The 14457-nt window shown below is 68.5% G+C and carries 15 protein-coding genes; 8 read left to right on the forward strand and 7 right to left on the reverse strand.

Features of this window, described 5'->3' with window-relative positions:
* Nucleotides 1-3 precede the first annotated feature (3 nt).
* Nucleotides 4-282, forward strand: a complete 279-nt coding sequence (locus YM304_RS20645) for a MazG nucleotide pyrophosphohydrolase domain-containing protein (RefSeq protein WP_015443675.1) — start codon at nucleotides 4-6, stop codon at nucleotides 280-282.
* 1 nt (nucleotide 283) lies between these two features.
* Here YM304_RS20645 and YM304_RS20650 read toward each other — a convergent pair whose 3' ends face one another.
* Entirely contained in the window at nucleotides 284-1336 is a 1053-nt protein-coding gene (locus YM304_RS20650; protein WP_015443676.1) for an aspartate-semialdehyde dehydrogenase, read from the reverse strand.
* An 89-nt stretch (nucleotides 1337-1425) separates the two neighbouring features.
* Between YM304_RS20650 and YM304_RS20655 the strand changes: the two genes are divergently transcribed.
* Entirely contained in the window at nucleotides 1426-2250 is an 825-nt protein-coding gene (locus tag YM304_RS20655; RefSeq protein ID WP_015443677.1) for a class I SAM-dependent methyltransferase, read from the forward strand.
* Here YM304_RS20655 and YM304_RS20660 read toward each other — a convergent pair.
* Nucleotides 2223-3629, reverse strand: a complete 1407-nt coding sequence (locus tag YM304_RS20660; protein ID WP_015443678.1) for an NAD(P)-binding protein — start codon at nucleotides 3627-3629, stop codon at nucleotides 2223-2225. The genes YM304_RS20655 and YM304_RS20660 overlap by 28 nt on opposite strands.
* 114 nt (nucleotides 3630-3743) lie before the next feature.
* Here YM304_RS20660 and YM304_RS20665 point away from each other — a divergent pair, with 114 nt between their 5' ends.
* Entirely contained in the window at nucleotides 3744-5900 is a 2157-nt protein-coding gene (locus YM304_RS20665; protein WP_041298498.1) for a nuclease-related domain-containing DEAD/DEAH box helicase, read from the forward strand.
* Between the two features lie 16 nt (nucleotides 5901-5916).
* Here the strand turns inward: YM304_RS20665 and YM304_RS20670 are convergent, their stop codons facing one another.
* From YM304_RS20670 to YM304_RS20680, 3 genes are read right to left on the reverse strand one after another with little or no spacing between them, the layout of a single operon-like run.
* Nucleotides 5917-7152 (reverse strand): cytochrome P450, encoded by a 1236-nt coding sequence (locus tag YM304_RS20670; RefSeq protein ID WP_015443680.1) that lies wholly within the window; start codon nucleotides 7150-7152, stop codon nucleotides 5917-5919.
* 40 nt (nucleotides 7153-7192) lie between these two features.
* The gene (locus YM304_RS20675) at nucleotides 7193-7675 is read right to left on the reverse strand and encodes a hypothetical protein (protein ID WP_015443681.1); all 483 of its coding nucleotides are present in this window, start codon (nucleotides 7673-7675) and stop codon (nucleotides 7193-7195) included.
* A 31-nt stretch (nucleotides 7676-7706) separates the two neighbouring features.
* Nucleotides 7707-8474: an SDR family NAD(P)-dependent oxidoreductase gene (locus tag YM304_RS20680; RefSeq protein WP_015443682.1), complete on the reverse strand. Its 768-nt coding sequence runs from the start codon at nucleotides 8472-8474 to the stop codon at nucleotides 7707-7709.
* Here YM304_RS20680 and YM304_RS23300 point away from each other — a divergent pair.
* Together YM304_RS23300 and YM304_RS20690 are read left to right on the forward strand one after the other, a co-directional pair.
* Complete coding sequence (locus YM304_RS23300) at nucleotides 8473-9444, forward strand: LLM class flavin-dependent oxidoreductase (RefSeq protein WP_162142127.1); 972 nt, start codon at nucleotides 8473-8475, stop codon at nucleotides 9442-9444. The two genes, YM304_RS20680 and YM304_RS23300, sit on opposite strands and share 2 nt — an antisense overlap.
* Before the next feature lie 14 nt (nucleotides 9445-9458).
* Nucleotides 9459-9941: a nuclear transport factor 2 family protein gene (locus tag YM304_RS20690; RefSeq protein WP_015443684.1), complete on the forward strand. Its 483-nt coding sequence runs from the start codon at nucleotides 9459-9461 to the stop codon at nucleotides 9939-9941.
* Between the two features lie 16 nt (nucleotides 9942-9957).
* Here YM304_RS20690 and YM304_RS20695 read toward each other — a convergent pair whose 3' ends face one another.
* Together YM304_RS20695 and YM304_RS20700 are read right to left on the reverse strand one after the other, a co-directional pair.
* Nucleotides 9958-10707 carry an SDR family NAD(P)-dependent oxidoreductase gene (locus YM304_RS20695; RefSeq protein WP_015443685.1) on the reverse strand — a complete coding sequence of 250 codons (750 nt, stop codon included), beginning with the start codon at nucleotides 10705-10707 and terminating at the stop codon, nucleotides 9958-9960.
* Nucleotides 10694-11575 carry an LLM class F420-dependent oxidoreductase gene (locus YM304_RS20700; protein WP_015443686.1) on the reverse strand — a complete coding sequence of 294 codons (882 nt, stop codon included), beginning with the start codon at nucleotides 11573-11575 and terminating at the stop codon, nucleotides 10694-10696. Before YM304_RS20700 ends, YM304_RS20695 begins: the two co-directional genes overlap by 14 nt.
* A 104-nt stretch (nucleotides 11576-11679) precedes the next feature.
* Between YM304_RS20700 and YM304_RS23305 the strand changes: the two genes are divergently transcribed.
* Genes YM304_RS23305 through YM304_RS20715 form a run of 3 tightly spaced genes read left to right on the forward strand, consistent with a single transcriptional unit; the run spans nucleotide 11680 to nucleotide 14407 of the window.
* Nucleotides 11680-12624 (forward strand): TRM11 family SAM-dependent methyltransferase, encoded by a 945-nt coding sequence (locus tag YM304_RS23305; RefSeq protein WP_015443687.1) that lies wholly within the window; start codon nucleotides 11680-11682, stop codon nucleotides 12622-12624.
* Between the two features lie 41 nt (nucleotides 12625-12665).
* The gene (locus YM304_RS20710) at nucleotides 12666-13583 is read left to right on the forward strand and encodes a heme/hemin ABC transporter substrate-binding protein (protein ID WP_015443688.1); all 918 of its coding nucleotides are present in this window, start codon (nucleotides 12666-12668) and stop codon (nucleotides 13581-13583) included.
* Nucleotides 13583-14407: a HugZ family pyridoxamine 5'-phosphate oxidase gene (locus YM304_RS20715; protein WP_015443689.1), complete on the forward strand. Its 825-nt coding sequence runs from the start codon at nucleotides 13583-13585 to the stop codon at nucleotides 14405-14407. The genes YM304_RS20710 and YM304_RS20715 overlap by 1 nt, the downstream gene beginning before the upstream one ends.
* Nucleotides 14408-14457: the final 50 nt, after the last annotated feature.

A 14457-nucleotide genomic window follows, 5' to 3' on the forward strand; every position in this document is an offset into this window, starting at 1 on the left:
CGGATGGACTTCGCTGAGTTGCAGGACGTGATCGAGCGGACGTATGGCGATCGCGATCGGGAGCGAGGCGTGTCGGCGACCGTGGCGTGGCTCGCCGAAGAGATCGGCGAACTCGCCCAGGCCGTGCGCAAAGGCACGCCGGAGCAGCAACTGCACGAGTTCGGGGACGTCGTCGCGTGGGTGGCGACGCTCGCCAATCAGCAGGGCGTCGATCTGAACGAGGCGATCCAGCGCTTCGCCGATGGCTGCCCGAAGTGCGACGCCATCCCCTGCGCCTGCTGAATCAGCGGGCCTGCTGGATGACTTCGGCGATCTGGAGGGCGTTGAGTGCGGCGCCCTTGCGCAGGTTGTCGTTGCTGACGAACATCGCCAGGCCACGACCGCCGGGAGCGCCTTCGTCGGCACGGATACGACCGACGTAGCTCGGGTCGGCACCTGCGGCTTCGAGCGCGTTGGGGATCTCCGACACGACCACACCCGGGGCTCCGTCGAGCAGTTCGTAGGCCCGCTCGACCGAGATCGGGTTGGCGAACTCGGCGTTGATCGACAGCGAGTGCCCGGTGAACACCGGGACGCGCACGCAGGTGCCCGACACGAGCAGGTCGGGGATGTCGAGGATCTTGCGGCTCTCGTTGCGGAGCTTCTTCTCCTCGTCGGTCTCGCCGAGGCCGTCGTCGACGACCGAACCGCACATGGGCAGCGTGTTGAACGCGATCGTGCGAGCGAACTTCGACGGCTCGGGGAACTCGAGCGCCGAACCGTCGTGGGTGAGTTCGTCGGCACGGTCGGCGACCTTGCGAACCTGCTCGTGCAGTTCTTCGACACCGGCCAGACCCGAGCCCGACGTGGCCTGGTAGGTCGAGGCGATGAGGCGGGTGAGGCCGGCCTCGTCGTGCAGCGGCTTGAGCACCGGCATGCACGCCATGGTGGTGCAGTTCGGGTTGGCGATGATCCCCTTCGGCGGGTTGTGCGCCAGATGGCCGTTGACCTCGGGCACCACGAGCGGCACGTCGGGGTCCATGCGGAACGCGGAGGAGTTGTCGATCACGACGGCGCCCGCGGCGGCGAACTTGTCGGCGTAGGCACGCGACGACGTGGCGCCCGCCGAGAAGAGCGCGATGTCGAGGCCCGACGGGTCGGCGACCTCGGCGTCTTCGACGACAATCTCGTGGTCACCCCAGGTCAGGGTGCTGCCGGCCGAGCGGGCAGAGGCGAAGAACCGGAGTTCGGCGACGGGGAAGTTGCGTTCGGCGAGGAGCCGTCGCATCACGCTGCCGACCTGACCGGTGGCGCCCACGATGCCGACGTTCAACCCCGTTGAGGAGATCTGTGCCATGCCGGAAGGCTAACGGTCGAGGCGGGCGCGATCGCCGGAGGTTTGGTGCCGTTGACCAAATCGTTCGCGTACCTGGCAGAATCGGTGGCGTGAGTCGTCGCGGTCAACTCGTCCCCTGGAAGTCAGCTGGTCGTATCACCGAGCGTGAGACCAGCGCAGACGAGGTCGTGCAGACCACCGGGTGGGTGTTCAACAACGAAACCGGCTCGTCGCTCACGCTCGAACAGTTCGTGGCCACCGGCGACCAGGAGGTGCCGTCGTACCTCACGATCTTCGGGTTGCGCAGCCCCGACACCGAGACGCAATCGATGATCGAGATCGGTTGCGGCATCGGCCGGATGACCTGCGCGTTCACTCGTGAGTTCGGATCGGTCATCGGCTCCGACCTCGACGCCGGCTTCCTCGAACGCTGCCACGAGACGGTGAGCCGCTTCGGCAAGGTCGACCGCCTCGAAACGCTCCACGTCGCCGACGGCCGCTCGCTCGACATGCCGCCGAACTCCGTCGACCTGGCGTTCAGCTACATCACGTTCCAGCACTGCGATCCCGACGATGCGTTGGAGCTCACCTCCGAGGCCGTCCGCGTCACCAAGCCCGGCGGGAAGGTCGCGCTCAACTACCGCGGTCGCAGCCGCATCGACACCGTGGTGCTTCCGATCGGTCAGTTCGTGCGCACCCTGTTCCGCATCCCCGGGTTCGGGTCGTGGCTGGCACGTCGGCGCTTCTTCGCTCGGCTCGGCTGGCAGGCCAACCGCCTCACGCCCGACGAGATCATCGGCCCACTGTCGCCGCTGCTCAAAGACGTCGAGGTGTGGCGCAACCCGAAGTCGAAGATCACCGGCTACAAGGCCAGCATCAAAGAGTTCGACGGCATCAACAAGCACCACTACTGGATCGTCGCCACCCCGCGCTGAAGATACGCCTGCAGCTTTTCGAGTGCGGGCAGGGCGAATCCCATCGCCGTCTCTCGTGCCGCGACCGTTGCGGCCGATGGCTCGCCGGGCTGTGAGAATCCGTCGAGTCGGGCGTTGGCCAGCCACTCGATCAGCTCCGGCTCAGCCGACCAGGTCGCCATGTTCATGATGTTGCCGTGCATGGTGCGCAGCCAGTCGAGCGCGGTGTCGGGATGCGGCACCACGGTGCACAGCGCGTTCTTCTTCTCGATGTCGTCGTAGGCGGCTTCGACGTGCGCGATGAACGCCGCGCTGAACACCTGCTGGCAGTGCCTGACCGTCTGCAGCGTGATCCGGCTCGATGCGGCGTCGAACACCGCGACGGGCGGCCGCCGTTCGAGACCGTCGGCGGAGCAGTCGACGTGGAACGTGTTCGGCGTGGTCGGAATCGTGCCCTCGTCGAGCACGATCTCGTCGACGCCGATCGAGCGCACCCGACCGAGGCGGACGACGTGCTCGATGCGCCGGAGCTGTTCGAGTTCGGCCTGCGTGACGGTCGAGCAGCGGTACATCGTCGGCTCGACCTCGGGGTCGAGGCGCAGCAGTGCGCCGTCGGCTTCGAGGCGATCGAAGAGGTCGTCGATCGACGTGGACTCGGCGGCGTGCTGGAAGCTGCGGCCGAAGGCGGCGGTCGATTCGTCGAACCCGTCACCGGGCTGGATGACGGCTCGGTCGAGATACCAGGAGTCGCGCGGCATGATCCAGCGGATCGTGTCGGGGTCGACGCCGTTGGCGAGCAGCCAGAGGCACGCGTCGGCGCCGGTCTTGCCGGCACCGATCACGACGAAGCCGTCGTGGGGTGACCGCGTCGACGGCAGCGCGTTGAGCGGCGCGCAGAACGCGCCGTCGGCCACGTCATAGGCGGGCGGACGCTGCGACGGCACCGACACGTTCATGTAGGTCGCGTCGACGAGCGTGCGAGCTCGCACCTGGTGCACCTCGCCGGTCACCAGCGACCGGAACTCGTGGACGTCTCCACCGTCGGCGTCGGGCTCGTAGCTCGACATCGGGAAGTACTCGACTCGCCCCGACGGCAGGAACTGCTGGTGCATCACCTGGTCGTAGTACGCGAGCACTTCGGCACCCGACGCCAACTCGTAGAGCCCGGCGTTCCAGCCGTGCGTGTCGATCCGATCCGCGCCGAGCGGTCGCGAGTTGACCCCGTAGAACGCCGACGGCTGGTGGAGTCGCACGAACGGGTAGGCGTCGTTCCAGTGTCCGCCGGGCTTGGCGTGGCGGTCGACCAGCACGACCCGGGCATCGGTCTCGGTCAGCAGCACGTCGGCGAAGGCCATGCCCATCGCCCCGGCACCGATCACCAGGTAGTCGGTCTCGAGCATTTCGTGACCGTACACCTGGTCCGACCGGGTCGATGTCGACCGAAGTGAAGTGTCAAGATCTCGTGAGGACGTGCCGATACCTCTGACATGACTGGAGTCGGTGTGATGACGAGGATGCGGCCTGCACTGAGCGATCTCGGCCAACTCGTCGAACCCCTGAACGAAGCCGAGAGCCAGGTCGCCCGCGCGCTCAGCCGACTCGGCGAGGGTTGGACCGTCTACATCAAGCCGCGCATCGGTCTCGACCGGCCCGACTTCGTGGCGATCCACGACCACTACGGCGTGTGCGCCATCGAAGTGCGCGCCTGGTTGCCGCACGCCGTCCGCCAGAGCGAAGCCGACGGATTCGAGTTCTCGACCGAGACCGGCGGGTGGACACCGTCGCCCGATCAGCCGCGCTTCGAAGCGAGCCGCTACCGACTGACTATCTACGACCAGTTCTTCGCGCTGCCCGAAGACGGCGGCACCACGCCGCCCGAGATCCGAGCGATGGTCGTGCTGCCGTACTTCACCACCGAGCAGGCGATGCACCTCTTCGATCGTCCCGGCATCACCGACGAGGAACAACTCGTCGGCGTGTGGGGCAGCGACGTGCTCGACCGCATCGCCGAACCCGTACAGGGATTCGGCAGCCAGCCGCCCAACCCGTCGTCGATGCGACGGCTGCGCGAACACGTCGTCGTGTCGGAGAGGATCACCGCTGACGCTGCCACCGCAGTACCGATGAGCGCCGGTGTGACCGAGATCGCCACCAACCCGAGCGGACTCAGCGCCCGTCGCTTCCGCGGCGCGGCCGGTTCGGGCAAGACGTTCGGCGTCACGGCGCGCGCTGCCCGTCTGGCCGCCGAGGGCAAGAACGTGCTGCTGCTGTCGTTCAACGTCACGCTCGCCAACCGTCTTCGCGCGCTCGCGACCGAACGCTGCAACGAGGTCGGCGCCAACCCGACGCTGATCACCTGCGCCAACTTCCACACCTTCTGCACGCGCGTCGTGCAAGACGCCGAAGTCGCCGGCCTCCACCTCAAGGGACCGTCCGGCGCCGCGTGGACCGTCGCCATCGTCGCCAAGGTCGAGGAAGCGTTCGCCCAGGGATTCTCCCGCACCTACGACGCGATCCTCATCGACGAAGGCCAGGACTTCTCCGCCGACTGGTGGCAACTCCTGCGCAGCCGAGTGCTCGCTCCCGGCGGCGAGATGCTGCTGGTCGCCGACCCGACACAGGACGTGTACGGACGCTACGAGTGGGACGTCGACGACTCGATCGGCGGCACGGGCCTGTCGGGGCCGTGGGGCGAACTCACCGGCTCGTACCGCCTCCCCGACGACCTCGTCGACTTCGCCAACGGCTTCGCGGCAACCGATCTCGAGGGCGAGGTGCTGCCGATCTCGAAGGCCGACGATCACGCATCGGTCGTCGGCGACCTGACGGCCAGCGGTTCGGTCCGCCGATGGACCAACGTCGACCGCGTCAACGACCTCGGTCGAGCCGTCGGCCTCGAAGTCGTCCGCATGCTCAACGACAACCCGTCGCTCACTCCGGCCGACATCACCTTCCTGTGCGACTACCACCACGACGGCGTGGCGGCAGTGCGCGTGATCGAAGGGGCGGGCATCCCGGTCCACCACATCTTCAGCCGCGACCCCGACGCACCCCGTCGCCGACGCAAGCACCGCTTCTGGCCGGGAGTCGACGCCGTCACCGGGTGCACGATGCACAGCTACAAGGGGTGGGAGACCCCCGCCCTGGTGGTGGGTGTGGGCGCCGACGCGCGCGCTCGCCGCGTCGGCTACATCTCGATGACTCGGCTCGCGGCGATGGCCGACGGTCGCCCCTCGGTGATCTCGGTGCTCAACGCCGACAAGCGCATGGCCGATCTGCGCGAGTCGTTCGAGGCCGGGTCGAAGGCACCCGCACCGCGCGCTCAGCGCCCCGCACCGACGCCGCTTCCCGTGGCTCCCCCGGCGACCCCGGTGCCGTTCGCCGCTCCGGCGATCCATGTTCCCGCGCCGCCCGTTCCTGCGCCGCCCGTCGCTGCGCCACCCGCTCCGCCCGCGCCGCCTGCACCACCCGCGCCACCCGCGGCTCCGGCACCCGCTCCGGCCCCGCCGATCGAGCCGCTGTCGGCACCGACGCCGCACACTCCGACGCCCGCTCCGATGTCGACACCGATGCCGCCGCCTCCCCCGATGAGCGCGCCGCCGATGCCGGCACCCTCGCCGCCGGCTCCCCCGGCGCCTCCGGCCGACAGTTGGTCGGCGCCCGTCGGCTGACCGCGCCGACGTCGACTCAGAGTGTGACGTCGAGTCGTTCGAGACCGCGCAGGTTGATCCGCCCGTTCCACACCGGTTCGCCGGCGACCGCGGCGTTCGGGAACCGACGAACGAAGCGACCGATCGCGGCCTGCGCTTCGAGCTTCGCGAGCGAGGCGCCGAGGCAGTAGTGCGAGCCACTGCCGAACGACAGATGCTGACCCGCGCCCTCGCGCCGTAGGTCGAGTTCCTCCGCCGTCGGCCCCCACTTGGCCGGGTCGTGGTTCGACGACGCGAGGCTCGCCATGACGAACATGCCCTTCTTGATCGTCTTGGGCTGATCGGTGTCGTCGCGGAAGGTGATGTCGTCGAGGGTGATCCGACGCGAGAACTGCACGGGCGACACGAAACGCAAGAGTTCGTCGATGGCGTTCGCGTCGAGCGTCGGATCGTTGCGTAGCAGTTCGGCCTGCTCCGGGTGGCGGAGCAGCTCGTAGATGCCGGTGCCGATCAGGTTGACCGTGGTCTCGTGGCCGGCCACGAACAGCAACTGCACCTGCGCGCGCAGCTCGCGAGACGTGAGTCGGTCGCCGTCTTCCTCGGCCTGGATCAGCGCGGTGAGCAGATCGTCGGCGGGGTTGGCGCGCTTCCAGGCGATCACCTCGTCGAGCAGCACGCCCATCTTCCGCTCGGCGTCGGCGGCGGCGTTGACCTCCTCTTCGCTGATGATCGGGTCGAGCGTCTTGACGAGCGCCGACGACCACTGAGCGATCTGGTCGGCGTCGGCCTCGGGCATGCCGAGCATCTCGGAGATCACGTCGAACGGCAGCGGAAACGCGAGTTCGCCGATCACCTCGGCGCTCCCGCGCGCTTCCATCGCGTCGAGGGCGGCGTCGACGCGCTCCTCGATCATCGGACGCAGCGCGGCGATCGCCGACGGGGTGAACGCCTTGCTCACCAGACGTCGAAGCCGGGTGTGGTCGGGGGCGTCGAGCCCCAACATCGACCGCGTCGCCTCCTCCGGATCGAACGCGGCTTCGAACATCGCCACGCGCGCTTCGTCGTGGAACTCGATGTTGACGTCGTCGACGCTCAGCGCCGGGTCACGCAGCAGGCGAGCACAGTCGTCGTAGGTGAAGAGGAACCAGCGCTCGATCGGCGACAAGTGTGCCGGGTCGTGCTCGCGCAGTTCGGCGAAGTGCGGCCACGGATTCTCGGTGTAGCCCGGCTCCAGCGGGTTGAAGAAGACCGTGGGCTCGGCTGTGTCCGTCATGGCCGAAGCTTAGAACATTGTTCCAAAGAGGTACAGGGGTTCAGGTGAGCACGCCGTCGAGGAGCTGCTTGACCACGACCGACGACTCACGTTCGAGCGCCGTACACCGCTCGAGGGTCGAGCGCGTCGCGTCGTCGGTGACCGCTTCGGCCATGCCGACCCACGCCATCGCACCTTGCAATTCGGCTTCGGACTGCAGGTACAGCTGATGCAGCGGCGGGTGCGGGGCGAACACCTCGTAGTAGAGCGCGACCGCCGCCGGCATGGCCTCGTCGACCTGCTGCTGGAGTTCGGCACTGACCGGAAACAGGTCGGCCACCAGCTCTGCGATCTCGTCTTCGCGGCGAGCGCAACCGAGCAGTTCGTCGGCGTACTCCGGAAGCTGCTCGGCCCACTGGCGGTAGCGCTCGGCCGCCGACCGTTCGAGACCCGACAGGAACACGGGACGAGCTTCGTCGGGCACGCTCGAGATGTGACCGCGCAACAACGCACCGAACTGCGGAACCTCGGGAAGATCGCTCATCGCGCCAGTCTGTCGCGAACCGTCGCCGAGATCAGAAGCCGACCTGCTTCGTGTAGCCGCCGTCGACCACGACGTTGGCGCCGTTGACCCAACTCGCTCGCGACGACGCGAGGAAGGCGACGACGTCGGCGACCTCGTCGTCGGTGCCCATGCGTTCGAGCGGATGCATCAGGCGGTCGCGCTCGTACAACTCGGGGAGGCGTTCGCGGATGTCGTCCCACCGACCGTTCTCGATCAGGATCGGGCCGGGCGACACCGTGTTGGCGCGAATGCCTTCGGCGCCCCATCGCTGTGCGAGTTGGGCGATCAGGTTGATGCCCGCCGCCTTGCTGGCCCCGTAGCTCGGGCTGATCGGCACGTCGTGATGCTCGATGGCCGTGATGGTCGCGATCTGCACGATCGCCGCGGCGTCGGACTCGGCGAGAAACGGATGCGCCGCCTCGTAGAACATCGCGGTGCCCAGGATGTCGACGGCGAAGCTGTTCTTCCACGGTTCGGGCCCGTCGCCGCGCTGGCCGCTCGCACTCGCGTTGCCGACACAGATGTCGATGCCCCCGAGCGCCTCGGCCGCGTCACGGACCCATGCCTGCACGGCGTCGACATCGGAGAAGTCACAGATGTGGCCGACCACCGTGCCGAGTTCACCGAGCGTGGCGACCGCTTCGTCGAGTTCGTCTCGACGGCGGCAGCAGATCGCGACCGACGCTCCCTCCTCGAGCAGTCGTCGAGTGATGGCGCGACCGAGACCCTTGTGGCCGCCGGAGACGAGTGCGCGTGTGCCGTCGAGATGCAGATCCATGCGTCGACAGTACGAAGTCGGTCCGCCTCCCGGATCGTCGGAGCACACATCTACTCTCAGCAAGGTGCGCTACACCGTGAACCTCGTCGATGCCGACGTCGACCCACGAGCGTGGGCCGCAGAGCGCGAAGCCGAGGGGTGGCACGGCCTCTCGGTCGCCGATCACTTCTTCACCGACACCCGCGCCTACCCCCATGTGTGGGTGAGCGCAGCGGCGATGGCGGCGGCCACCACTCGCGCCACGATCTCGACGGCGTTCGCCAACAACCTGTTCCGCAGCCCCGTCGAGGTCGCGCAGGCCGCCTTGCAGTTGCAGGTGGTGAGCGACGGCCGGTTCGAACTCGGTCTCGGCGCGGGCTGGTCGAAGAGCGAAGCGATCGGGGCGAGCATCGAGTACCCGGCGCCGGGCGTGCGCGCCGGTCGGTATGCCGAGGCCGCGCACATCGTCCGCACGCTGCTGCACACCAACGCGTGCACGTTCGCCGGCGAGCACTACACGGTCGACGTGCCGGTGCTCGGCCCCGCCGTCACCCCGCCGCCGCTGATCGGTTCGGTCGGCGGGCCGCGCACGATGCGCGAGGTCACGCCGCATCTCGACCGAGTCGAACTCAAGGTGCAGAGCGCCGCCACCCGCGGCGGCGCGCTCGACCTCGGCGTGATGGCGTCGATCCCGGCGAGCCGCATCACCGACATGATCGAGCAGGTCCGCGCCGTCAACCCCGACATCGAGATCTCGATGTTCGTGCTGTGCAGCGTCGGCGACGACCCCCGCACCAAGGGTGTGGCGAAGGCGCTCGCGAGCGGCGGGCTCAGCAGCGACGAGCGGCTGTTCGAGCGGTTCTTCGGGTCGCCCGAGCACGTCGCCGAGGGCCTCGACTGGCTCGAGACGATGGGCGTGTCGGCCGCCTCGATCACCGGGATGACCGACGAGTCGCTGCCCCTGCTCGCCCCGCACCTTCACCTCGACTGACGGAGAAGAATTTCATGCACGACCCACGGATCGACGTCGCCCAGACGGTCTACGCGTTCGCGTACGGCATCGACCAGCGCGACTGGGCGAACTACCGCGAGGTGTTCGTCCCCTCCCCCACCGAGATCGTGTTCGACTACGAGTCGTACCACGGCCGCCCGGCATCGGCGATGTCGGTCGACACCTGGCTCGGCGCGGTCACACCGTTGTTCACCGGGCTCGATGCGACGCAGCACTCGATGAGCAACCCGATCGTCGAGATCGACCCGTCGGGTTCGGCGGCGCAGTGTCGCGTCTACATGCAGGCCGCGCACTTCCTGTGGCGTGACGATCTCGAGCAGCGGACCGGTAGCGCCGACCCCGAGTTCACGATCGGCGGGTTCTACGACGACCACCTGGTGCTCGACGATGCCGGGCGCTGGCGCGTCGATGCCGTCACGCTCACCGTGTGGTGGCGACGCGGCAACGAGGCGATCATGTCACTCGCCCGGGAGTGACACGATCGCCGCTCGCTCAGAGACCGCCGGCGACGATCAGCGTCTGACCCGACATCCAACTGCCGCCCTGCGATGCGAGGTACACCGCGGTCGAGCCCATGTCGTCGGGCGTGCCGAGACGCTGCAGCGGCACGCGCTTCTGCGCCATCTTCTCGAGCGCCGCTTCGTCGGTGTCGAGCGCGGTCATCATCACCTCGGTCGGCACGTAGCCCGGCGAGATGCCGTTGACGCGGATCTTCGGAGCGAGTTCGAGCGACAGCGTCTTGGTGAGCGAGTTGACGCCCGCCTTCGCTGCCGCGTAGTGGCCGCTTCCGGGCACGCCGCGATCGCCGGCCGGCGACGAGATGTTGATGATGCTGCCGCGGTCGGTCATCCGTTCGGCGGCGATGATCGACGCTTGCCACAGCGCCTTGAGGTTGAGCGTGAAACACGCGTCCCAGTCGTCGTCGGAGAGTTCGCTGAGCGGTTGACGCACCGGAGATCCGCCCGCGTTGTTGACCCACGTGTGCAACCCGCCGAAGGTCTCGACGGCCGCGTCGGCCAGGTTCACCAGCGCCGACTTGTCGGTGACGTCGGTGACGACGGCGAGCGCCTTCGCTCCCGTGTCGTTGATCTCGGCGGCGACGCGATCGATCCGTTCCTGGTGGCGCGCGGCCACGACGACCGCAGCGCCTGCCGCCGCGAGGTTCTTGGCGATTCCCTCGCCGATGCCCTGGCCGCCGCCGGTGACGACGGCGACGGTTCCGGTGAGATCAAACGCTTGCATCGGCTGCTCCGATCGCGGTCTCGCCGAACGCGGCGAGGCGTTCCATGCCACCGTCGCCGGCGAAGAAGAAGGCAGGGACCATGATGCGCCCCACGCCGAGTTCGGCCATCTGCTCGACGCCGGCGACCGGGTCGGCCATCTGCACACCGAACATCGCGTTGACCTCGATGCTGTCGGGGTCGCGGCCCGCGTCCTCGGCACCCTGACGGAGCCGGGTGATCAGCGCACCGAGTCGTTCGGCATCACCTTCGCCGGGGAAGTAGCCGTCGGCGAGGCGCACGGCACGAGAGAGTGCGGCTTCGCTGTCGCCGCCGACCAGGATCGGAATGTCGGCACCCTGGATCGGACGCGGGCTGCACGTGGCCGGGTCGAAGTCGACGAAGTCGCCGTGGAACTCGGCGTGCGGGCCGGCCCACAGGGCGCGCATCGCCTCGATGTACTCGTCGTTGCGCTTGCCGCGGCGCTCCCACGGCACGCCGAGGGCATCGAACTCCTCCTTCATCCACCCGACGCCGAGGCCGAGTTCGACGCGGCCGCCCGACAGGCGGTCGAGGGTGGCGAGTTCTTTGGCGAGAATCAGCGGGTTGCGCTGCGGGACGATGAGAATGCACGTGCCGAGGCGCATGGTGGGGGCAGCGGCGGCCGCGAAGGCGAGCCAGATCAGCGGGTCGGGAATCGGCGTCTCGGGCTCGGCCGGGATCTTGCCGTCGGGCGTGTAGGGGTACGCCGAGTCGATCGTGCTGGGCATGATGACGTGTTCACCGCCCCACAGTGATTCGAAGCCGGCCGCCTCGGCGGTGCGACAGATGTCGAGCGCGTCCTGGTGTTCGATACCGATGCTGCTGGCGAATGCAAGTCCGAATTTCATGGTTCCTCCATCTGGCCACCCGCTGATGGGTCGCTGTCCAGACGGTAGAACTCCGGCCGTGCGATCTTCCTGTCGGAGGGTGGGCGGCACGCCATGCTGTGTGAGTGCCCGAGCCGACCGACCTCGCCGACGAACGGTTCGCGCTGTGCGCGCGGTTCCCCGACAACGGACTCGTCGGCGCCGAGTGCCGGAGCCTCACCGGTGGCTCTCCCGACCTCTCGGGTGTCGCCGTGTGCGACCGAACCGATCGGGTCGAGCGAGGCGCCTACGTCCAGCAGGGCCTCCGCACCATCGCCGCCGCGTCGTCGTTCGACGAGTTGATCGAACGGGTCGCCGCCACCGACTTCGACGCGCACCGCTTCCGCATCGACATCCACGATCCGTATCGGCTCGCATCGTGGCCGACCGCCGACATGTCGATGATGCTCGCCGACGGCATCCCGTTCAGCCCCGACCTGAAGCACCCGGTCCGCCGGTTCGTCGTCACCGTCGCCGACGGCGCGTTCCGCTTCGGCGAGGTGGTCGCCGAGTCGGAGAACTCCCATCGCGTGCACGACGACAAGCCGTGGACCACGTCGTCGTCGCTCACCAGCCAGTTCGCGCGTGCGCTCGTCAACCTCGTGCCCGACGCGCGGTCGATCGTCGATCCGTGCTGCGGTGCCGGCTCGATCGTGCTCGAAGCGGCGTCGCTCGGCCTCACCGCGTTCGGAGCCGACTGGAAACCGGCGATGGTCGGCATGACCACGAAGAACCTCGAACACTTCGGCCACGAGCCGTCGGTGGTGAAGGCCGACTCTCGCCAGGAGATGGCGCAGGCGGACGCGGTGGTCACCGACCTGCCGTACGGCCAGGCGATCACACGCGACGAGGCGGTCGTGCGGGGCATCCTCCAACGCGCCGCGACGGCGGCACCGCTCGGCGTGTTCGTGGCGCACCGCGACATCACCGACTGGCTGACCGATGCGGGGTATCACGACGTGGAGGTGGTGCCGGTGCTCAAGCGGAAGCGATTCACCCGCTGGGTCCACCGCGCGAGCTGCTCGTTATGACGCGCTTGCGTCATCTGTAAGGCGCGCCTAACATCCTCGGAGTGGCACAGCGAACGCTCCTCTCGTACCTCTCCGCGCTGAGCTGTCTGGCGCTCGCCTCGACGGCGTGTGGCGTCGACGACACGCAGGCGGGCGCCATCGGCACGACGGCCCCGACCACCGCCGCGCTCGCCCCACCCGAGCGCATCATCCCCGTCGACGGCGACCTCGCCGAGATCGTCTTCGCACTCGGACTCGGCGAGCAGGTCGTGGCCACCGACATCTCGGCCACGCACCCGGCCGCCGCCGACGCGCTCCCCGAGATCGGCTACCAACGAGCACTGGCCGCCGAGCCGATCGTGGCCTTCGACCCCACCATCGTCCTGGCCACCGACATCGCCGGACCCGTCGAGACACTCGACGACCTCGAGCGACTCGGCGTCGAGGTCGTGATGATCCCCAACGAGAGTTCGTCGGACGGCCCGGGCAACAAGATCCGAGCGGTCGCCGCGGCGCTCGGCGTCGACGCCACCGGGCAGGCACTCGCCGACACCGTCGACGCCGAGATCGCCGCCGCTTCGGCCCGAGTCGACGACGTCACCCCGTCGCTGAAGGTCGGCGTCCTCTACGTGCGCGGCAAGAACGTGCAACTCCTGCTCGGCGAAGGTGGCGGCGTCGACTGGATGATCGAGGCCGCCGGGGCGATCGACATCGCCGACGAACTCGGCATCGTCGACAACGCGCCGATCAACGCCGAGAGCCTCGTCGCCGCAGCACCCGACGTGCTGATCATCCCCGAGCGCGGCCTCGAGTCGGTCGGCGGCATCGACGGCCTGCTCGAACTCCCCGGCATCGCCGAGACCCCGGCGGGCCAGACCGGACGGGTCGTCGCCTACGACGACCAGTACCTGCTCGGCAACGGGCCGCGCACCGGACAGTTCCTCGACCAACTGATCACCGACCTACACGGAGACATCTGATGACCACCAGCACACCCACCAGCGACAAGCCCGACACCGGCCCACACGAGACCGCCGGTCCGCCGCTTCGAGGCGACACCCGCAGCATCCCGTCGCACGCCGAACTCGCCCGCACGCTCGTCGGCAACGGGGGCATCGCCACGTTGTCGACGCTCACCGACTCGGGCCATCCGTACTCGTCGATCGCTCCCTACTCGGTGCTCGCCGACGGAGCGGCACTCGTGTGCGTCTCGTCGCTCGCCGAACACACCCAGAACCTGCGCCGCGATCCGCGAGCGAGCATGCTCGTCGGCGAGGCGACGCCCGACGAGATCGACCCGCTGTCGCTCGCCCGCGTCACGCTCATCGGCGCGTTCGTGCCGTACGCACCCACCTCGACCGAGATCGAAGCACACCTCGTCGTCCATCCGTTCGCTCGGCACTACGTCGGCTTCGACGACTTCTCGTGGTGGCGGTTCGACACCCTCAATCTCCGCTACGTCGGTGGCTTCGGCTTCATGGGTTGGGCGAGCGCCGACGAGTACGCCTCGGCCACCGTCGACCCGATCATCGATCACGCGCGCCCGATGATCGAACACCTCAACGCCGACCACGCCGACGCCTGCACACAGATCGTCCAGCATCTCGCCGGCATCGAGGCAGCCAGTTCCGCCACCGTCACCGCGGTCGACCGGTACGGCATGACCTTCGACGTGTTCGGCGGCCCCGACGGCACCCAGATCGCCATCGGCCGCGTCGCGTTCCCCGAACCGCTCACGTCACCCGACCAGGTGCGCGCCGCCTCGGTCGAACTCGTCCGGCGAGCACGCGAGCAGGCCGGCTGAACCGGCCGCACACCTCACCATTCACCCACCCCACCCCACATCTCACCAAG

Origin of the sequence: Ilumatobacter coccineus YM16-304, from assembly GCF_000348785.1 — a bacterium.
GTDB lineage: Bacteria > Actinomycetota > Acidimicrobiia > Acidimicrobiales > Ilumatobacteraceae > Ilumatobacter_A > Ilumatobacter_A coccineus.